16 protein-coding genes and 3 pseudogenes are annotated in these 19,320 nt (G+C 68.2%); 7 read left to right on the forward strand and 12 right to left on the reverse strand.

The window, feature by feature from the left end:
• Positions 1-10: 10 nt before the first annotated feature.
• A pseudogene (locus ACH4YL_RS27000) lies at positions 11-294 on the forward strand (transposase); the annotation flags it as partial.
• Positions 295-515: 221 nt separating this feature from the next.
• On the opposite strand, the gene ACH4YL_RS27005 reads toward ACH4YL_RS27000, so the two are convergent.
• The 4 genes from ACH4YL_RS27005 to ACH4YL_RS27020 form a co-directional block, all read right to left on the reverse strand.
• Positions 516-1,148 carry a pentapeptide repeat-containing protein gene (locus ACH4YL_RS27005; protein WP_398510032.1) on the reverse strand — a complete coding sequence of 211 codons (633 nt, stop codon included), beginning with the start codon at positions 1,146-1,148 and terminating at the stop codon, positions 516-518.
• Positions 1,138-1,542 carry a hypothetical protein gene (locus tag ACH4YL_RS27010; protein WP_398510033.1) on the reverse strand — a complete coding sequence of 135 codons (405 nt, stop codon included), beginning with the start codon at positions 1,540-1,542 and terminating at the stop codon, positions 1,138-1,140. The genes ACH4YL_RS27005 and ACH4YL_RS27010 overlap by 11 nt, the downstream gene beginning before the upstream one ends.
• A 172-nt stretch (positions 1,543-1,714) precedes the next feature.
• Positions 1,715-2,179, reverse strand: a complete 465-nt coding sequence (locus ACH4YL_RS27015) for an SAM-dependent methyltransferase (protein WP_398510034.1) — start codon at positions 2,177-2,179, stop codon at positions 1,715-1,717.
• Positions 2,180-2,225: 46 nt separating this feature from the next.
• Positions 2,226-2,519 carry a hypothetical protein gene (locus ACH4YL_RS27020; protein ID WP_398510035.1) on the reverse strand — a complete coding sequence of 98 codons (294 nt, stop codon included), beginning with the start codon at positions 2,517-2,519 and terminating at the stop codon, positions 2,226-2,228.
• A 220-nt stretch (positions 2,520-2,739) separates the two neighbouring features.
• Between ACH4YL_RS27020 and ACH4YL_RS27025 the strand changes: the two genes are divergently transcribed.
• Entirely contained in the window at positions 2,740-3,498 is a 759-nt protein-coding gene (locus ACH4YL_RS27025) for a protein-L-isoaspartate(D-aspartate) O-methyltransferase (protein WP_398510036.1), read from the forward strand.
• 274 nt (positions 3,499-3,772) lie between these two features.
• Here the strand turns inward: ACH4YL_RS27025 and ACH4YL_RS27030 are convergent, their stop codons facing one another.
• Positions 3,773-4,411 carry a DUF6461 domain-containing protein gene (locus ACH4YL_RS27030; RefSeq protein ID WP_398510037.1) on the reverse strand — a complete coding sequence of 213 codons (639 nt, stop codon included), beginning with the start codon at positions 4,409-4,411 and terminating at the stop codon, positions 3,773-3,775.
• 306 nt (positions 4,412-4,717) lie between these two features.
• Between ACH4YL_RS27030 and ACH4YL_RS27035 the strand changes: the two genes are divergently transcribed.
• Positions 4,718-5,107 carry a hypothetical protein gene (locus ACH4YL_RS27035; protein WP_398510038.1) on the forward strand — a complete coding sequence of 130 codons (390 nt, stop codon included), beginning with the start codon at positions 4,718-4,720 and terminating at the stop codon, positions 5,105-5,107.
• Positions 5,108-5,402: 295 nt separating this feature from the next.
• Here ACH4YL_RS27035 and ACH4YL_RS27040 read toward each other — a convergent pair.
• Positions 5,403-5,627 (reverse strand): annotated as a pseudogene (locus tag ACH4YL_RS27040) (N-acetyltransferase); the annotation flags it as partial.
• A gap of 81 nt (positions 5,628-5,708) precedes the next feature.
• Here ACH4YL_RS27040 and ACH4YL_RS27045 point away from each other — a divergent pair.
• Together ACH4YL_RS27045 and ACH4YL_RS27050 are read left to right on the forward strand one after the other, a co-directional pair.
• Positions 5,709-5,891, forward strand: a complete 183-nt coding sequence (locus tag ACH4YL_RS27045; RefSeq protein ID WP_398510039.1) for a hypothetical protein — start codon at positions 5,709-5,711, stop codon at positions 5,889-5,891.
• Positions 5,892-5,902: 11 nt separating this feature from the next.
• Entirely contained in the window at positions 5,903-6,094 is a 192-nt protein-coding gene (locus tag ACH4YL_RS27050) for a hypothetical protein (RefSeq protein ID WP_398510040.1), read from the forward strand.
• Positions 6,095-7,005: 911 nt separating this feature from the next.
• Here the strand turns inward: ACH4YL_RS27050 and ACH4YL_RS27055 are convergent.
• Positions 7,006-7,309: pseudogene (locus ACH4YL_RS27055) on the reverse strand (SAM-dependent methyltransferase); the annotation flags it as partial.
• Between the two features lie 168 nt (positions 7,310-7,477).
• Between ACH4YL_RS27055 and ACH4YL_RS27060 the strand changes: the two are divergent.
• Positions 7,478-8,431 (forward strand): hypothetical protein, encoded by a 954-nt coding sequence (locus ACH4YL_RS27060; protein ID WP_398510041.1) that lies wholly within the window; start codon positions 7,478-7,480, stop codon positions 8,429-8,431.
• 71 nt (positions 8,432-8,502) lie between these two features.
• Here the strand turns inward: ACH4YL_RS27060 and ACH4YL_RS27065 are convergent, their stop codons facing one another.
• Entirely contained in the window at positions 8,503-10,404 is a 1,902-nt protein-coding gene (locus ACH4YL_RS27065) for a hypothetical protein (protein ID WP_398510042.1), read from the reverse strand.
• A 1,076-nt stretch (positions 10,405-11,480) separates the two neighbouring features.
• Here ACH4YL_RS27065 and ACH4YL_RS27070 point away from each other — a divergent pair.
• On the forward strand, positions 11,481-14,249 hold the full coding sequence (locus tag ACH4YL_RS27070; protein ID WP_398510043.1) for an ABC transporter substrate-binding protein: 2,769 nt from the start codon (positions 11,481-11,483) through the stop codon (positions 14,247-14,249).
• Between the two features lie 379 nt (positions 14,250-14,628).
• On the opposite strand, the gene ACH4YL_RS27075 is transcribed toward ACH4YL_RS27070, so the two are convergent.
• The 4 genes from ACH4YL_RS27075 to ACH4YL_RS27090 all read right to left on the reverse strand — a co-directional run bounded on the left by ACH4YL_RS27075 (position 14,629) and on the right by ACH4YL_RS27090 (position 19,246).
• Complete coding sequence (locus ACH4YL_RS27075) at positions 14,629-16,128, reverse strand: long-chain fatty acid--CoA ligase (RefSeq protein ID WP_398510044.1); 1,500 nt, start codon at positions 16,126-16,128, stop codon at positions 14,629-14,631.
• 389 nt (positions 16,129-16,517) lie between these two features.
• Positions 16,518-16,985: a cupin domain-containing protein gene (locus tag ACH4YL_RS27080; protein WP_398510045.1), complete on the reverse strand. Its 468-nt coding sequence runs from the start codon at positions 16,983-16,985 to the stop codon at positions 16,518-16,520.
• Positions 16,986-17,175: 190 nt separating this feature from the next.
• Entirely contained in the window at positions 17,176-17,622 is a 447-nt protein-coding gene (locus ACH4YL_RS27085; RefSeq protein ID WP_398510046.1) for a DUF6069 family protein, read from the reverse strand.
• 28 nt (positions 17,623-17,650) lie between these two features.
• Complete coding sequence (locus tag ACH4YL_RS27090) at positions 17,651-19,246, reverse strand: CocE/NonD family hydrolase (protein WP_398510047.1); 1,596 nt, start codon at positions 19,244-19,246, stop codon at positions 17,651-17,653.
• Positions 19,247-19,320: the final 74 nt, after the last annotated feature.

Below are 19,320 nucleotides of genomic sequence, written 5' to 3' on the forward strand. Positions count from 1 at the left end.
TTCTGCTGGAGCATCGCCGAGTGGGGAGGCCAGCCCGCACGGCATGCAGCATCTGCTGTCCCGGGCCGTCTGGGACGCCGACGCCGTCCGCGACGACGTGCGCGAATACGTCGTCGAACACCTCCAAGACGAAGCAGCAGTGCTGGTCGTCGACGAGACCGGCGACGTGCAGAAGGGCACCCGCACTGTCGCCGTCCAGCGCCAGTACACCGGCATCGCCGGCAGGATCGAGAACGCCCAGGTGCCGTCTACCTCGTCTACGCGGGCGAGCGGGGACACGCGGCGGTGGACCGGCACAGCGCAAGGCCCGCCGCGAATACGCGAACCGCGTCAACGCCCTCGATCAGTAGCCAAGATCATCCCGTGGCAGGTTCCTGGCGTATCTGGGTCATGCCCCTACCAGGCATTCATCGCCCTCCCCCTGGCGAAAACGCCAAACAAAGACTCTGCTGGTGGAATTGTCTCAGACTGTCCATCGGGTCGGCCCAAGTTACGAGAGGAATGCCAGGGCCGCATCAGGTCGTTGCGGGGCTACCGGACTCCTGGTCTGGCACCCTCAACTCCGGTTCCTCCTCCGGTTGGTTTGGGCGCTCCTGTCGGGGAAGTGGTAGTGGGAACCCTTGATCCTTAGACGTACCTCGCATGGTCACAACGCCCTGCATGTCAACGCTCGTCATGACAGCCCCGCGCAGATTGATCCCTCCGATCCGGGCGCCTCTCATGTTTGCGCTGACCAGAATGGCAGCCTCGAAGTTCGCGCCTCTCAGATCAGCCATCTGCAGATCAGCGCTCGTGAGATCCGCCCCGGCAAGATTTGCACCTCTAAGGTCTGCGAGTCGCAGATCGGCGCTATGCATGACTGCCCGCGTCAGATTTGCTCCTCGGAGGTCCGCTCGCCGAAAACTCGCACTGGTCAGATCCGCCTCTTCGAAGTTCGTCAGGCCGACCTCCGAGGTGCTCCATACGAACGCTCTGCGTTGCTCCGCCTCCATGCCCGGGTGCTGGAACGCAGGCGACTGCCTCGCCAGCGCCACATGGACCTGGCGAACAAGGGTGTTTCTCGTGACTGGCGCAGGACTGCGCACAGGCGCGGTGTCGGGACGCGCCAGTGCCAATCGCAGTTGGGCGAGGAAGGAGTCACTGCGCATTGGGACCCCCTTGCGCCGCGCTCGGCTCCGGTAGCAGGGGCGTCTGGGTCTGCTGCGCTGGCAGCTGAGCTGGGTTCGGGACGGGCTCCACCATGGAGTGGCCGAGCCCCCGTCGTGCCAACTGCTCGATGATCTTTGGTGCGGCGACCCCGGCCGCCATGCCACCGATTGGCCCGGCTATCTGCCCCGAGGATGCGAGCGCCACGGCCAGCCCGGCACCGACCCCCAGCCTGATGACGACCGACACCATGTACGGGCCGAAGGGCACCTCTCCCTCGAACTTCCAGGGGTATCCCTTGATACGGCGGATTGCGCCGTACAGGTCCAACCCCTCGATGAAGGCAGCGCCGGTCAACCCCCAGAGCAGCCCTTGCCACCACACCATGGCGTTCACCGCGCGCTAGCCGCAGCTCGTCGGGATGGTGCCGGGTGCGCGGGTGATGCTTGAGCCGTCACGCTCGATACCTTAGCGACGCACTTCCAGGTTGTGAGGGCTCTTTGGCAGGGTCCCGCAGTCCTCCAACCGACAACCTGCCTAGGAGGATTGTGATGCGGGACGAGGCGAGCTAGCCCCAGTAGTCCTCCAGCATTTCGCTCGGCCAGCTGGGTTCCCGTACCTCACCACGGGGGCCCATTTCCTTGAAGTACGGTGCCAGGTCGTAGATGGGTGTGCCGTCGATGGCGTCGAGGTCGGCGACGTGGAGGTCCAGGCCGTCGACCTTGAGCAGGCGGGGGAAGGACTCGGCGAGCTGGTTTGGCCGGCGGTGGTTGCGATGCACGAAGGTGCCCGTGGACGGCCACTTGGGGTTGTTGCGGGGGCTGCGCGCGTGCAGAGCGACGTCGTCGGAGGATGCCTTGTGGAAGTGCCAGACGACGAGAAGGTGGGAGAACTCCTCAAGGCCCTGGACCACCTCGACGGGGAAGTCGGGGTTCAGGCGGATAATCGCTGTCTCGCCCCAGTGGTCGTCGGTGGGGTCGACGCGACCTCCGACCACGATGCCGATCGGCTTGATCTCCAGCGACTGAGCCATGCGCTTCCCCTCGTCCCTCGGCGTGACGCGATTCAATCTACTTGCGTCAGGTAAGCGGCGGCCCGGGCGTCCAGTGCCGCAACGGCTGGGATGCCGCGTCGCCGGGGGACAGCAGGCGCCGCATGTCGACGACGGCTTGGCGCGCGCGGCCGGAGTAGATCCCGTCCTCCATGGCGTCGAGCACGCTCCCCCAGGTCGCGCATGCTTCTTCCACGCCTCCGCCGGCGATCTGCGTGGCTCCGAGGTACCCGAGCGTGACGGCGTGAGTGCGGCGGAACGCTGCTCCGCGGGTGCGGACGGAGTGGCGGAACTCGCGGATGGCGCGGGGTCGGTCGCCCAAGTCCCGCAAGGTGCAGGCGGTCTCGTGAGCGAGCGACGCTTCGCCGAAGAAGAACGTCCGGTTCGGCTCCTGCTGCCGGCGAGTTCGGCATCTGCACCCTCGGTGGTCTTCGCCATGCTGCGGGACCTTGCGGTCGACGAGAACTCCCGGGTGCTGGAGATCGGCACGGGGACTGGCTGGAACGCTGCGCTGCTCGCCTACAGCCTGGGCGTCGAGAAACGTGGTCACCGTCGAGGTGGATGCGGCGGTGGCCGGCGCGGCACGGGACGCTCTCGCCCGGTTCGGCCTGCCTCTTCATGTGGTCACGGGGGACGGAGTGTTGGGCTGCCTGGACCGGGCGCCGTACGACCGGATCAAGGCCACGTGCGGCATGCGCTCGGTCCCCTTCGCCTGGGTGGAGCAGACCCGACCGGGCGGGCTGATCCTGCTGCCGTGGGGTACCTCCTACAGCCACCTGGACGCCACCGTACGGCTGGCCGTCGCACAAGACGGGCAGAGCGCGTCCGGCCCCTTCTTGCATCCGGTCGAGTTCATGAAGCTCCGCGCACAACGCGTGGCCTGGCCCGAGCACACGCACTACGTCCCCGACGACAGGGTGGCCGACGCGGTCCGGTCGTCCACCTCGATGACGGAGGACGGGTTTGGCGTCGGGCAGTTCGAGGCGGCGGCTTTCGCGGTGGGCCTGCAAGTCCGAGGCTGCGTTCGGGCCGTGGCAGACAAGCGCGACGGGGCACGGCCGGTGTGGTTCTACAGCCTGACCGACAGGTCATGGGCCGTGGTCATGTTCCGCGACCAGTCGCAGAGCGCCACGGTGCACCAGGCGGGATCACGCTGCTTGTGGAACGAGGTGGAGGCGGCCTGGCGCTGGTGGGACTCCCATGGCAGGCCCGGCTTCGAGCGGTTCGGGCTCACCGTGACAGCGGAAGGGCAAACCGCGTGGCTTGATGCGCCGGTTCGTCCGGTGCCCATCGTCAGCTGAACAACTGAACGCCGGACCACCCCTCCGCCTGGACAACCAGGGGTGGTCCGGCAATAGAGCCCTGATCAGGACCCGCGCCGCCGTCCCTACGTTCGATTGACTGCAATCCGAGCTGTCCTTGGGAAAGCGCCGTGCTGCTCCGGCGCAGCCTGCGCGTGCACCGTGCGGAACCCGACTCCGTGCCCACGCATCAAGGCCCGCCACGTCACGGTGCAAGATCCCCTGTACAAAGCCATCGGGACGGCCCGGCGCTCAGCCGGCCAACTCGAACGCATCACGCGCGGCCAATATGCATGTCCGGGGTCCCACGGACCGCGTATGCAGGCAGACGGGCTTCCTGCAGATACGCCGGGGAGAGCGAAAGTCCGAATCGTCGCTCGACGACACCCAGAGTGCGCCGGTAGGTGTCCCTGAAGTTCTCCTCCTCGGAAGCGAGAAGCGTGACCCCGTCGGGATCCAGTACCTGCGCTGCAACGAGATCGGCAAGCAACAAATCAGGTTCCCGGCCCCAGCGCCACAGCTCCTCGCCAAGCCCGAATCCGCAGCGGGACACACCGTCCCGGGCGTAAAGGACGGTGGCTGGCGGGTGCTCCTGCATCGGCACGTAATGAACGGCCTCAACTCCGTTGCGGGAGATGTCGTCCAACCGGTCGCTGCCGGTCGAATCTCCGTACTCCAACGCGAAGGACCACCCTCCGCACTCGCCGACCCGCACGACACCGTCACCGTCCGCGCCCGGCCGGTACCCCTCGATCCCGAGATCCCACACTTCGGCGTCAGTGATCGGCTCAGTCGCCCCGTCCAGCACACCTCCCATGCGCAGCGCGAGCTCCTGCGCGGATATTCCGCGTGCGAACACCACGCTGGACATCCAGCCTTCGAGACCGACCAGCCATTGAATCCCGTCGCTCACGCGCCCGCCCCTCCCACACAGCCAATGACCCCGCCCGGCAGCACCCTAACGAGCACCACCGACAACCCGGCTCCCGCAACACGATCCGGCGTAGACCCGCGAGAGTTGAGGCCGGTCATCAGCACGTGCCGCACTCAACCAGCCAACTGTGGCGCTCAGTCACAGGAACACCCTGGCCAGTGAGCATTCGAACTGGCCACATGTGCGGCCGGGCCCACGGTCTCCGATGCGCCGACAAGCTCCGGCACACCCGGGCAGGCCCATTCCCCCTGCCCCAACGGTGTCGCGTGATGGCATGATCGCGGCATGACTGCAGTGCTGCCGCGGACGATCCGGGCCGTCGACACCAAGCAGCTCCTGCTGATGGAAGAGGAAGCGGCGCGTTTGGGCTTCAGCCAGCGGCTCCCGGCGGATTGGCTGCAGAAACACGCGGACGCGGAGTCGGTGCACTATCTGTTCCCTGCGATGGAGCATCGGCTCAGCCATCGACCAGAAGTGTCACCGCAGTGGCGGTGCGAGCTGTTGCTCACGGTCCGGACCGGAGAGGAGGTGTTGAGCCTCCTCGACGTCCTGCCTGCCACTTTCCAAGGGCTGCCGGAGACACTGGACGCGACAGCGAAGGCGGACATCGCGGCCCGCATGAAGCGGGCGATCACCGTGCGGGAATGGCCGCTCAGCTCTCCGCGACACCGGTAGTTGGCGCTGGCGAAGCCGGTGGACCGGCCCCCATTGCTGACCCGGCGCCGGAAGCTGGTCCCCCGGGACATGGCCACCTGCGCCCCGCAACACCCAAGCCAGGCCAACGAAGCAGCAGCCAGCACCGGCCGCATCACCCCACGGCCGCCGACTACACACCAACATGCCGCCAGAGGGCTCTCCGAAAGCGTCCAGTCGAACTTCGACGACGAGCCAGAAAACAAACCCCGGAACGCCGAACACCCGCCCACCACAAGGCAGTTAAAGACACAATCCACGCACGGCCCCGGACGTGTCACGAGGCGCGCGGCAGCGCGAGCCAGTCCTGCCAGGCAACGTCGCGGCCCAGACAACGGGGCTGCTGGAAAGGCCAGTCGGCGGCGATCCGCTGCGGCACCAGCGCGTCGAGCGCGCGCTCCACTGCTCCGCCGACGAGGTCGTCCCACCACCCGCCAGGAGACCTCTCCGTCGCAGCCGCCAGCTCGGGCGGGTCGATGTAGACGCAACCGAGGAGCAACGTCCAGCAGGCCAGGGCATCTTGCGACCGAGGCAGGCCGACGCGAGGATGCTGGCCATGCCTGCTGGGGAGGGAGACGGGGCGGTGATCCTTCCCGCGCCGCCGGACGACGGGCGATCCGCCGGGGAGGCGGTGCCTGCGACGCCGGCGGAGGGGGAAGAGAATTCTCTCGGCGGGGTGACGAACACCCTCTGGGGCTCGCTCATCGCGTTGGCAGGCCTACTCACCGCCCTTGGCATGAACAGCGACAGGCTGTTCTCGCGCTGAACAATCACACGGTGTGGACCCTGGCCGCGCCCGCGCTGGCCATCACCGCCATCGCCTTGAGTCTCTACGCGTACTTCACTCATCAAAGGCCGCTGCTGATTGTCGGAAGTGCGGCCTATGTTGCAGCTCTCGCCGCTTCGCTGATCGTCGCCACCCTCGCCGCCGCCGGGAACGGCAGGCCGACAGTGACGAGCGTGACCTGAGGGGTCAACTGCACCATGTCTCGCTGACGTTCACCGTCCACGCGGCCGGTGTCGATCGCAACGATCACGTCGCTGCGTGCGCGCGGTCACTGCACGCACGTGAGAGCGACTGGGCGGACACCGAACTCTATTCAGGATCGCTAAGGCCCGACGACATGGGCGAGGTAGACCAGAAAATCACCATTCCGCTCATGCTGCCGAAGAACGCCACGCATCTCACGATCAACGTGTCCAACAGCGGGGGCAAAGGCAAAAGTCATTGCACCACCCGTTCCCCGACTGCTCCTGCCTGCGTGACGGTGAAACTGCCCTAACCATCTCGACAGCCTCAGGACCCGATTCGCCTGGCCCCAGCGTCGGCTTGCTGACCAGGTGACGGCAGGTCATACGACCTGCCCATGCGTCGAGTCAGAGATGACCGAGCGCGGCCCCTGGCGGTCGGGGACCGTCTACTTCCATCTGCCGGAAGACGGATAATGGCTGATCCTGGCGCTCCAGATCACCAGTGCCGCGGCAGAGCCGGTGCCGAGGCAGACGTACGGCGATCGTCATATCGGGTGGGGACTGCCCGGTGCTGCTCGGCCGGTGAAGTTGGTGCTGCGGCAGCGGGAGTTGTTGCCCCGCGCCTCGGGCTGGGTCGCCGGGAGGCGCGGCCTGAGGGACACCATGCGCCCGTTCCGGATTTTCCGGCATACCCGCGTCACGAACGGACGGAGGACGGCAGGAGGTTGTTCTGGCAAATTGTTCTTCTCAAGGCTGGTGTTCTTATGTGGTGCGCATAGCCAGTCTTGGGTGTCCCAGCAGCGGATTTCCCGACCTTGGACCGCACTGAGTCGATCCGCGGCCGCAGGAGGAGGGATAAAGCCAGTGAGTATCTGCCCGCCCCGGTGGAGTTCCTTCCGCCCTGCCACCTATCCGTGAGCGCGGACGAGGAGCGTGCCGATGTGCCCGTCTCGGGCGCGTCGAGGACACGCGCTTCGACGTCGCGGAAGCCCTGCCGCTCGAGCATGCTGGTCCAGCGCTTGGGCGTGTAGCTGTAGCGGTAGGTGAACATCGCCTTTCCCGCGACCCCGCCTTTGTACATGCCCTGCGGGCCGTAGGCGCCGGGATGGCCGGTGGGTGAGAGAAGGCGACGAGTGCGGCGATGAGCGGCAGCAGCTTGGCCGGGTCGGTTGCCCAAGTCGGTGCGGGGCGGAAGCAGCTGACGCCGGCATCGCCACCCGCGACAAGTCCGCCGAGTCCTACCAAGCCGCCGCCCCCGGACCCACAAACCGCCTGACCGCCCCCGCACGACAGGTCGCCCGCACCACCCGCCGGTGAGCGCGGGCGACCTACTGTGTGAGGGGCACCGCCCTCCGACCGACCAGCAAGGAGCTTCAGGCCGTGAACGTCGAGATCCCCCCGCAGGTACGCGACACCGCCACCCAGCTCGGGGTCGGCGTCCCCTACGCCCTGAAGGTCCTGGCCGGCCAGCTGGCCGACGACCCGGACATGGGAGAACCCTCGGGTCTGCCCGGCATCCTCACCGTGACCGTCGACGGCGACCTGTTTGAGGACTGCCCCGACCTGTCCGTCGGCTACATCCGCGAGCCGGACCGGATCGAGATCCGGTTTCTGAGAGCGGCTCCCTCCACCGAGCCCTCCACGGACGCCCATGACCAGGAGCAGGCGCAGGGCCGAGACCAGGACCAGCCTGCCGACCCTGCTGCCACCGCAGTCACCGTACGGGAGGTCGCCGATGCCTGGCGGCGCATCACCGGCTGGCTCCAGCACAACGCCCCCGACTCCTACGCGGCGCTCCGCGCCGGCGCCAGCCCCGCCGACATCGCCGCCCTGGAAGACGACCTCGGCATCCGGATACCCGTCGAGCTGCACGTCCTGTGGCTGCTGACCTCGGGCGACGACGGGGGCCATGGCTGGGGATGCCTTCCGGGCAATAGGGCTCTGATGACCCTGGACGCTGTGGCCGCCGCCTACCGGCTGAAAATGGACGCCCAGGCCCACGAGGACACCCGCAACGCCCGCCGCCCCGAGGACGAGCGGATCACCGTGTGGAAGGCAACCCGGATTCCGGTTGTCGCTTTGAGCCCGGCTGACAGCACCTCGGGCCTGTACCTGGACGCCGAGAGTGGCTACTTGGGCCGCTGGTCCCGCTACAACGAAAGCCCCGGCGAAGAACTCGACACGCTGGTCACCTACCTGGAAGAGGCGGCCGACATGCTCGAAGCCCCGGCCCTGGCCACGCAGGACAAGCCCGGCCTGATCGGCGGGGCGCTGGTGTGGCTCAGCAGTATCGACCCGGCGCAGGAAGACCGGTGGCAGCCCTGGACCGGCTGACCACGTACGAGAAGGGGGCCAGCCCTGCGTGCCGGCCCCCTTCCTGCTTACCTGCCGGCGCTCGGGCTATGTCAGCCGATCTTGCGCCAGGTGCAGGTAGTTGCGGTCGACGTGCAGTGCTCGAACCCCGGAAGGGTCACGAAGAACCCGTCACCGTCCAGCATCCGCCATGTCGGGGCCGGGAACCCGCTGAACGCCTTCTGGTTCTGCACGCTCGGGATCGCCGCACGCCCGCACCGCTCCGTACCGCTCGGCCCGTTCGTCGCCGCGCGGGTGTCCGCGAGGATGCCGAAGTTCGCCGAGCCGTCGCCCATCTTGTCGGTGAACAACTGAGCGCACTTGGTGCCCGACGTCACCAGGTTCACGCTCTTCGGGTAGCCGCCGGACTCGTGGGTCGAGGCCATCGCGTACTCGTCACAGTCGACCGACCCCACCGACGCATCGGACGGGTGCACGCTCCAGGAGGAGTTGGTACCACACACGACGTTACGGCTGTTGTCCGAATTCCACGGATTGCCGGCGCTGTTCTTCACAGGGGTGTCCGGGCCCAGGTAGTGCATCAGCGAGTCCCACCGCTTCGAGCCGGCGTGATCGGGCATCACCTGCTGCATGTACCAGTAGTACGCCCCGGCCGCCGGGTACAGGTTGGTGTCCAGCGTCCAGGTCGGCTTGAAGAACGGCAGCACACAGCCCGGCGCCGAGGGCTTGAGGTAGTCGTCGCAGCGTGGCGCGAGTTCCCGTACCTCTTTGATCCCGGAGGTTCCGAAGTCCGCCGTCGCGCTCGCGGTGTTGCTGGCGTCCACGGTCGCGGTCACCGACCAGCCCAGGTCGATGGTCTCCTTGCCCGTACCGTTCCACTGCGTCGTTACCCGGCCCCACCGGTCACCGTACGGCGGAGTGGTGCCGTCCACGTCCCAGTACGCGGTCGGCCCGGCGTTGTTGGCCTGCCCGTCCGTCCACTTCACGTTCGACGTCACACACGAGCCGCACGTGGACCCGACGTTCCACTTCATCGTGACGCCTTTGAGCGCCTGGTCGATCGAGACCGGCACGATGGCGATCGCCTGATCGAACTCCGCGAAGTTCGACCCGGACGCGCCCTTGTTCGGGTACGCCTTGATCCGCTGCTCGAAGTCGAACTCGGCGAAACCGATCTGCGCATCATCCGCGTCGAAGAACGCCAGCGTCCCGGACCCGATGTTCTTCAGGCACGCTTCGGTACGGTTGATGTAGTCCTTGCCGACCGGCTTGTCCCAGCACCAGTCGACCAGCTCCACAGCAGGCGCGACAGCGGCAGCCGCAGCCGCCGCGGCAGGAGACTTACCCGCCTTGCGGGCCTTGGCGGCCTCCGCCTTGTGCTGCGCCTCAGCCCGCGCCTTCGCCCGCTTCTCGGACTCCGCCGTGGGAGGGGACAGCTCGATGCACAGCCTGCGCCCCTTCGCGTCTTCCCTACCGCAGGTAAGCGGCTTGGCCGCCTGCCGCTTCACCGCACCCGACGCGGCGAACGTTGGCAGCGCCGGCCCCGGATCGGTCCGGTTCAGCTCAATGATCTCCTGAGCGTCGGAGTCGATCGTCGACGACGTCTGCGCCGCGGGGAACTTCACGTACGGCTCGATACGGAAGTCCGCCCACGGCGACCAGGTCGTCTCGTACAGGCTGCCGTCGAAGGCGGAGGTGCGGAACTTGTACAGCACGCCGGGCTTCAGCTTGCCGTACGGCACCGGCACCTTCGCCAGGCCGCCCGAGGCCACATAGGGCGACACCAGCACCCCGTGCTGACCCGGCCCGTCGAGGTCGACCTGCGCCTTCGGGGTACCGTCCGCGTTCGTCGTGTACACCTGGAACGTCAGGTTCGCGGTGTCACCGTCCGCGTCTGTCACGGTGTTCCGCAGCACCACTTGCGGAGTGATGACCCGCCAGACGGTGCCCACCTTGGAGAACTTGGGGCCGGCCGACGGGGTCTTACCCGACACCGGCCGCTCGCCCCCAGCAGCGATGGCCGCCAGATCCTGCGGCCCGGCCGCTGCCACCGCCGCCGGGGAAGCCCCCAGGCCGGGCGCAGGCGGCGTGGGGGCCGCTGCTGCGGTGCCCACCCCCGCCAGAAGTGCCAGCGCGGCACCAGCGGCAACATGCCGCCACGCCAACGTACGTAAGAGTCTCACTTCTTCAATCCCCCCTGGAATTTTGTGAGTTGTACACGCCAAGCACAACCCCACCACGCCCACACTCAAAGCAACATGGCCAAGATCACGGTTTGCTGGGCGGGAACTCCTTCAGGCCAGAGGTCATGCCAGCGCCGGAAACACACGGCGGGCCATCTCCGGCACGGCGCGCAGCGCTTTTTTCGCCCGACGGCGGCCGTCACACCGCGGACGTAGTAGCGCCACCCCGCGCCCCGGGGCGACCTTCGCGATACTCAACATCCGCCCACCGGACACGGCTTTGAGCGGCAAAGGGACGGCGGTGGCGCCTCCCGCTGGGCGGGAACCCTGGAGCTGATGTCGCGGCCGCGTACGTGGGCGCCGCATTCGCCTGCCGACATTCCGCCCCACCTGCTGCTGGAAACGCATGTCGCCCACTGCAGCAGCAGACCCGTGCAACTGAGCGGCTCGCCGCGGCCGTGCACAGCGCAGAGACCAAGGTGGAGAAATTGCGTGCCTCCTGAACCACCCCGCGGCCCTGGTACAGAGCTTCTGCACCAGGGCCGCGGTCGCAACAATCACCGCATGGACCAGCGGTCCAGCCGCCGAAGAACTCCACTGGACCCTCAACGCGAAAGGGATATAACACCCCCACCCTCATGCAAAGAATCTGCTCGCTACGCTCGCCCCCCGCCATGGCGTCCGCGGCCACTGTGTCTCGCGCTCTCGACGCGTACGTCCACGAGGGCGACGTTCGCGACGTGCGCAGTCCGCAGGCGCGAGAACTTCAAGAAGCCGAGCGCGGGGACGTCCCCGGCGAGATGGTGCCTGCCAGGTGATCCAACTCCACGCTTGCGTATGGCAGTCAAAGGGAATAACCCTTGCTTCTCAAGCAGAAACTTGGGGGCATGCGCATGACTGCGGGGGATCCACAAAGCCGTATTCCGGCTTATCCGGGCGTCGAGCTCTTCATCGACGCGTTCGACAAACTCGTGGTACAGCCGCGGCGCAGCCGCAGCAGAGTGCCGGTCGTCCTGCTCAGTGAGCCGGGCGGCGGCAATGCGGGACGCCGGATCGTCACGGGGCTCCGCTCGCGGATGCGCGGCCGCAGCGAAGTCCTCGCCCCGCACGCGTACATCCAGCAGATCCCGGACGGGACGGACCCGCCGCCGCTCGAACTCTTCGAGCATCTGACCCTTCAGCTCGCCGAGACGATGCCACCGGGCACCGGTGAACTGCGGCTGCACGGCTACCGGTTGCTGCGCTCCGTCGTCACCGCGCCCGCCATCGAAGGGCTCATGGAGCGCCGTCACGCCGAGCTGCGCAACCACTGTTACGCGGAGCACCGCAACTGGTCGCGCACCGCCCAGACGCTGTGGTGGCTCGGCGGGCGCGACCAGGCGAACGGCGGCACCCTCCTCGAGCTGCTGTGGAACTTCATCGCAGGCCCCCTCTTCCAGCGGCTGCCGCGGGCCCTCTACAGCTGGCGGGCCAACCGCCGCATGCTCGGGCGAGCCCGCAGCCGCAGCTGGTACGCGGAGTGGGTGCAGCGCCAGCACGGCAGCCCGCCCACCGACTTCTTCCGCTCCGCGCTCGACCTCGTGCACGGCGAGCAGGGCAATGAGCCGGAGCGCATGGACCGCGTGCTCATGCACGCCCTGCTCGCCGACCTCGACCAGGCGTGCCGGGCCCGTCTCTTCCATCCCTGGCGCCGTCGGCGCACCTCCCGCTTCGTGCTCCTCTTCGACGAGGCGGGACCCGCCGATTCACGCGTACAGCGCTTCTTGCGCGAACTCCGCTCCGCCATGGAGGACTTGCGCTGCACCTCGGTCGTCGCAGTCGCGGGCGGCGTGCGGTCGCTGGCCGCGCGCATCCCCGACATCGACGCGTCAGGCCTCGCCCACGCCGGCGCCGAGCTGCTCAACATCGAACGGCGCGGCATGGCGCCGGGACAGCCGACCGGCATCGTGGTGCCGGTGGCCGAAGGGCCCGAGGACGACCAGGCGGCGGTGTACTGGCTCGGACGGTGGCCGACGCTGGTGACCCCATCGCCGCGCTGGGGTCCTGGCACGGAGGTGGCCGGAGTGCTCGGCATGGGGACGCTCGCGCTCGCGGTGGCCGCCGGCCTCCTCCTCGTACCGGACTTCGGCGGCCGTGAGAAGGACGACCCCTGCCAGGGCTCCACCTTCCTCGGCGCCGACGGGCAGTGTGTCGGGGTCGCAGAAGGCGCGGCGGGCTTCGGCGACGAGTCCAGCGAGCAGGCCGTCACAGCCGTACTCCAGCAGATCGAACGCCAGAACGAGACGGTCGACAAGGAGCTCGCCGGCCGGCCCGACGACGATCCGCGCCCCGGCCGCCGCACCATCGTCTACTTCGGCCCGCTCACCGGCGGCAAGGACGCCGAAGACCCGGTGCGCGGCGGCACACTCGCGGAGCTGCGCGGCATCGCACTGGCACAGCAGCACATCAACGCCCAGGCGCTGCGCTCCGGCGAGCGCGTCCCGCTGAGGGTCCTCGCCGCCAACGCGGGCGACCGCTTCAAGGACGCACCCGCCGTCGCCGAAAGGATCGCCGAGCTCGCCGCGAGCGACCCGTCCATCGCGGGCGTCGTCGGTCTCGGGCAGAGCCGCCGCAAGACGTACGAGGCGATACGCACCCTCGACCAGGCCGGCATCCCCATGGTCGGCACCTCGGGCACCGCCGATGAACTCCTCCGCCAGGGCGAGCACTACTACCAGATGGCCCCCACCGACACGCGGGCCGCCGAGCTGATGGCCGCGTTCGCTGCGAACGCGGCGATGACCCCGGGCGGGCAGAAGGCGCTCAGGGTGAGTCTTGTCGCCGACGCCACCGACACCTACAGCAACAGCCTTGCCGCGTCCTTCCGTGCCTCGTACGGGCCACAGCGCACCGACGTCCTCCTCTACACCCCCACCGACGCACCGGAACCAGGACCCGTGCCCGGAGCGCTCGCCGGCCGGCCCGCACCGACCGTGGAAGACCTGGCCCGCGAAGTCTGCCGAGCCGTGAATGAGGAGCCACGCACGGCAGTGGTGTGGTCCGCGCGAGCCAGCCAGTTCCAGCTGTTCCTCGCCGAGATCGCCCGCATCTCCCGCGACTGCCCAAAAATCAGCGTGCTCGCCGGCGACGACGTCACCAACACACTGACGGAAGAGCAGCGCCCCTGGGACGACTTCAAAGGCCTCACCCTCTTCTACGTCTCCCACGGCTACGCCCCCACACTCGCAGCACGCAGCCCCGAGGCCGCGGCCTTCCTCACCGCATACGACCGTACCTACAGCGCCGACCGCCACGCCGCGACGAAAGCCATGCGCGAAGACGGCCACGTCGCCCTCGCCTGGGACGCCTTGCGCTACCTAGCCGAAGGCATCGACCAATCCTGGCGCACCACCGGCGGACACGACGACCGCCTCAACCGCGGACTCCTGCAAGGCGTCCTCTACCAAGGCCTCGGCGGCGGCGGCTTCGACGGCGCCACCGGCCGCATCGACGCACACGGCGCAGCAGGCGGAGGACGCCTCACCGAAGACAAGCTCCTTGCGGTGCTGCGAGGCAGCGGTGACGAGCCGACGACCGAGCTGCTGTGCGGCACCGTGACACGCGACGACCAACACACCACCTGGGGACCCAACAGCAACAAACACCCATGCCCATAACCACGGCAAGCGGATCGAAGACCGTGCCGGCGAAGCCCTCGAGCGCCATCACGGCGTACGCGTGTCCTCCAGGCTCTCCGCGCCCACGTAGTTGCCCAGGCCGAAGAAGTACGACGTGATCGGCTCACACAGCCGCATGCCGGCCCCCGACGAAGAACAGCGTCCCCTCCGGCAGCGCTCCCGGCCCCGTTGCCGGCCGCGTCACCAGGGCTACAGCATCCAGAACAGTTCGGGTTCGGTGACGATGCCGCGCACCACCAGGCATTTCAGCTTCGCGCGGGTCTCCTCGGCGTGCTGCGGCTGGTGCCGAGAAGGACAGCCGAAGCGTCAGTCAGAACACAGGTCAGGGACACGAGCGCTGGCACCTGCATCCTCACCGTCAGGACTCGACCCGGGTGATGACGATCTCCCGTTTGAGGATCTTGCCGGTCGGCCCCTTGGGGAGTGCCTCGGTGATCGTGACGACCCGCGGGTACTTGTAGGCGGCCACCTGTGCCTTCACGTGGTCGCGGATCTCCTCGGCGGTGGCGTGCGCTTCGGGCTTGAGGACCACCACCGCTGCGACCTCCTCTCCCAGCAGCGGGTCCGGCACACCGACAACGGCGGCCTCGGCGACCGCCGGATGCTGGTACAGGACCTCCTCGACCTCGCGAGGGTAGACGTTGTAGCCGCCACGGATGATCATGTCCTTCTTGCGGTCGACGATGGAGTAGTAGCCGTCCTCGTCCACCCGGGCGAGGTCGCCGGTGTGGAACCAGCCGTCGCGGATCGCATCCGCCGTGGCGCGCGCCCGGTTGTGGTAGCCGGCCATCACGTTCTCGCCGCGGATCGCGATCTCGCCGACCTCGCCGGTGCCGGCCGTCGTCCCGTCCTCTTTGACCAGCCGCAGTTCGACGCCGCGGACGGGCAAGCCGATGGAGCCGGGCTTGCGTGGGCGGTCCGGCGGGTTGAAGGCGGCCACCGGAGACGTCTCGGACAGGCCGTAGCCCTCGAGCACGTCGACGCCGAAACGCTTCTCGAAGCCGTGCAGCACCTCGACCGGAAGCGACGCGCCGCCACAGACGGCCAGGCGCAGGCGGGAGGCGTCGAAGCCGACGGGAAGCTCGGCATGCAGAAGTGCCGCGTACATCGTCGGGACGCCGAGGATGACGGTCACAGCGTCCCTGCGGATGGTCTCCAGCGCGGCCGCCGGATCGAACCGGGTATGGAGAGTCAGCGTGGCCCCCGCGGCCACAGCCGTGTTGAGGGCGCAGGTCTGGCCGAAGGCGTGGAACAAGGGCAGGCCGCCGAAGAGCACATCGCCGGGACCGACGTGGAACAGGGTCTGCACGGCAGTGGTCGTGTTGCTGAGGACGTTGCGGTGCGTCAGTTCGGCGCCCTTCGGCGTGCCGGTGGTGCCTGAGGTGTAGAGGATGACTGCGAGGTCGGTGTCCGCGGTGTCGACGACGGCGGGCAGCGGTTCGGTGCAGTCGAGCAGTGCGTCGAAGCCGGCCGGTTCGACGACCAGGCAGTCGGTTTCGGTGGCGGCGGCCGCCTCCGCCGCCTCGGCCGCCGACATCGGCGAGGTCAGCACCGTCCGGGCACCGGAGTCGCGCAGGGTGAACGCGATCTCGCGGGCCTTGAGCAGCGGGTTCATCGGCACGACGACGGCGCCCGCGCGGAGGATGCCGTAGTAGGCGACGGGGAAGTGCAGCACGTTGGGCATGATCACGGCCACCCGGTCACCCGGGCGGACGCCACCGGCCTGCAGCAGCGCGGCGGTCCGTGCGCTCAGGTCGTCCAGTTGGGCGTAGGTCAGCGCCGTGGTCTCGTGCCGTACTGCGATCCGGTCACCGTGGGCCGACGCGGAGCCCGTCAGCAGGGTGGCGAGATTGGTCATGGCGGTTCCCTCGGATTCGGGTTGGACGGTGGTCGGTTCAGCGGGCGGCCGACGTGGTTCGGGCGTGCTCCTGCGGCGCCGCGATCACCTCCCTCGGGACGACACCGCCGCAGCCCGCCCCCGGCGGGTCCGGGTGCCGCTGGCCGCGGCGTGTGCGGGGAATTGCGCGCTCCTGCTGCATCACGGGACGGCACGTACAGCGCAGCGCTCGACGCAGTGTTGAGGTCGAGGAACTGGACATGGCGCAGGAAGGCACCACGAACTCGCCGGGCCTGAGCCGGGCTTGAGGATCTGCGCAGTGACGTGATCACGAATGCGGGGATGGCCACGCCGAGCGGAGCGGCTGGCCGCCCCGCGGTAGATGCGGAACGGCGGGTGGGGGCGGATGGTCAGCGAGGTGGTCCGATGATGCGGGTGCCGCGCAGGGCGGCCGCTTCGGCGAGCTTGTCTTTGGTGATCTCGAACCCGTCAAGGCGGGGGGCGGTGACGTCGCGTCCGGCGTGCCGGAACATTTCCTCTATGCCCGCCGGGGTGGCGATGAGGAGGAGGTCTGCGCGGTCGGACGTGATGCGGTAGCCATGGGGGATGTTGCGGGGCAGGTAGACGACGCCGCCCTCGGACAGTTCGTGGCGTTCGTCTCCGACCCACACGAGTGCCTCGCCCTTGAGGAGGAGGAACACCTCGTCCTCGCGGGTGTGGAGGTGGAAGGGCGGGGCCTCGCCCTTGTGGATGTCGAACCGTCCGACAGTGAGCTGTCCTTCGGTGGCCCGGCTGTCGAGCAGGATCGTGAACAGCCCGCCGTCGAGCCATTCAAGGGTCTGCTGCTGGCCGGGCTGGGCGAGGTAGGCCATGGTCATGGCGGTCTCCGGGGTGGGTGTGGTGGCCCGCGTGAGGCGAGTCAGGCGGCGAGGAGGCCGACGCCGGCTGCGGCAACAACCTGGACGCGGGGCCCTGTTGAAGGGCGGTGAGCATGGGGTAGAGGGTGCAGACGCCGTCGCTCACGCCGGTGAGGGCACCACGAGCTGCTCGGACAGCCTGAGCTCGGCGTCAGGATCGGCGCAGTGACGTGATCACGAATGCGGGGATCACCGCCGCGCCGACGATCAGGTGCATCAGGGCCAGCAGGAGCTGGTCGGACTTTGTGACGCCGGCCCCGTTGTAGGGAAGACCGCCGACGAGCACCAAAACCGTGAGCGCAAGCCAGATGACGGTGGCCCGCCGTGGGACGAATCGTTCCAGCAGCTCCAGGAGGCCCCAGCCGAGCAGCGCCGGGACCACGGAGGCGGCGATCACCACGCTGATCGGGATGGACTGGGCCGGACTGCCGAACACAGCGGGAGTCCTGAGGTCGTACCCGGCGACGTCGGTGAGGACGAGCACGTACGCGAGGTTCGCGAGGAGAGCGATGCCGATAGCGGCCGGTCGCAGTATCCGGGCGGAGGTTTCGGTGAGGCGGCGGGCGGATGGTCTGGGTGCAGACGGTGTGGTGGCCACGAGGGTTGCTCCGTTCGAAGAGGTGGGGTCAGCCGATGACGGGCAGGACGAGGTGGGAGGGGTGGTCGGCGTCGTGGTGGATGAGGTCGCGGCCCACCTGGTGGCCGTAGTAGTGGTGGAACAGGCCGTCAGCGACCGGGGAGTCACCGTTGGCGATCTCCAGACGGATGCGGCTGCCCTTGGGGAAGAGGTAGGAGGTCGGCCAGACCTCGATCTCGTAGCGGACGACGCTCCCCGGCTCGACCGGCTGGGGCGGATGGGAGCGGTGGGAGGCCTTCAGCCAGCCGCGGGTGACCATCGCGGAGGGCGGCGGTACGTTCTTGGCGACCTTGCGCATGAGGGCCGCCTTGAGCTTCGGAACGGCCTTCTGCTCGGAGACCTTGACGTGGAAGTCGGTGTCGGTCTGGTCGGACTCGGCGTACAGCACGAGGCTGATCTTCCCGGTGACCTCGGTGTCGTGTTCCAGCGGCGGGGTGGTGAAGGTGAGGATTCCGCGGGTGGGCTGCGGGATGCCGTCGGTGATGACGGTGGTGCCCACCGTCCACTCGGGGTTGGGGTAGTCGTAGACGGTCGGCTCGCCGGCCGGCCGGGTGGGCGGGGTGGTGGTGAGGCTGCCGTCGTTGAGTGAGCGGACGGCGTGTGCGGGTCCGGGGTGCAGGTAGAACGTGGTCGGCACGGCGCGCTGGGGCGGCCATTCGGATTCCGCTCGCGGCCGGCTCTTGGTGTTGCCGACCTGGATACGGACCGGCGGGCCGTCCATGACACCGTTGTTGATGCCCTTGAGCCAGTGGTCGTACCAGGGGCGGATGTAGGTGTCGAGGAACTCGGTTTGGTAGTAGCGCTCGTGGCTGTCGATGCCGGCGAGCACGACGAGGCGCTTGTCGGTGCCCTTGAGCCGTTCATAGCCGTCGAGCTGACCGCGCAGGTGCAGGCCGACGCCGTACCACCAGGCGATGTTGAGCACCGGGACGTCGATGTCCTCCACCTTCACCGCTCGCTGGTCCCACCAGTCGTCGACGACGGGCCGGTCCAGGGTCATGCCGATGATGTCGGCGGTGATGCCGCCGGGCCGGGGCGGGGTGCCGCCGCCGATGGTGGCGCTGGCGCGGAGGTGATCGGTCGACCAGAAGTTGATGAACCCCATGGAGTAGACCCCGCCGTGGTAGACCGCGTCGTGGTAGAGGTTCGTGAACCCGCTGTAGACCAGCGCGCAAGTCAGGTGCGGCGGGCGCTGCGCGGCGGCCAGCCACTGGTTCACGCTGTAGGCGCTCTCCCCGATCATCGACACCTTCCCCGTCGACCACGACCGGGAGGCGATCCACTCGATGGTGTCGTAGAAATCGCGCTGCTCGGCGGGCCCGAACAGCTCGAACTCCCCCTCGGACCTACCAGTGCCACGCTGATCACCAACCACGACCGCGTAGCCGTGGCTGGTCCAGTAGTCGATCGGGCCGGTCTCGATGTACCGGAACGTCGACACCGCAGGCAGGTACAGCAGGTCCTTCTGGTAGGGCGCTACCGCGTACAACGCCGGAAACGGGCCGTCCCCGTCGGGCAGGTACACATCGACGCAGATCCGCACGCCGTCGGACGCCGTGATCCACTCATCCTTGAACGCGTACATGATCAACTCCTAATTTCCTCATACGTGGAAACTAATTTCACCGTATGCTGAAACTGTCGCGGACGGAAGTCCCT

This window comes from Streptomyces sp. NPDC020681 (assembly GCF_044334895.1).
Taxonomy (GTDB): domain Bacteria; phylum Actinomycetota; class Actinomycetes; order Streptomycetales; family Streptomycetaceae; genus Streptomyces.

Bases quoted from the DNA above. Each gene is read 5' to 3' on its own strand.
- ACH4YL_RS27080 (WP_398510045.1), bottom strand. From the start codon at position 16,985: ATGACCATGGCCTACCTCGCCCAGCCCGGCCAGCAGCAGACCCTTGAA.
- ACH4YL_RS27015 (WP_398510034.1), bottom strand. From the start codon at position 2,179: ATGGCTCAGTCGCTGGAGATCAAGCCGATCGGCATCGTGGTCGGAGGT.
- ACH4YL_RS27075 (WP_398510044.1), bottom strand. From the start codon at position 16,128: ATGACCAATCTCGCCACCCTGCTGACGGGCTCCGCGTCGGCCCACGGT.
- ACH4YL_RS27035 (WP_398510038.1), top strand. From the start codon at position 4,718: ATGACTGCAGTGCTGCCGCGGACGATCCGGGCCGTCGACACCAAGCAG.
- ACH4YL_RS27090 (WP_398510047.1), bottom strand. From the start codon at position 19,246: ATGTACGCGTTCAAGGATGAGTGGATCACGGCGTCCGACGGCGTGCGG.
- ACH4YL_RS27070 (WP_398510043.1), top strand. From the start codon at position 11,481: ATGCGCATGACTGCGGGGGATCCACAAAGCCGTATTCCGGCTTATCCG.
- ACH4YL_RS27005 (WP_398510032.1), bottom strand. From the start codon at position 1,148: ATGCGCAGTGACTCCTTCCTCGCCCAACTGCGATTGGCACTGGCGCGT.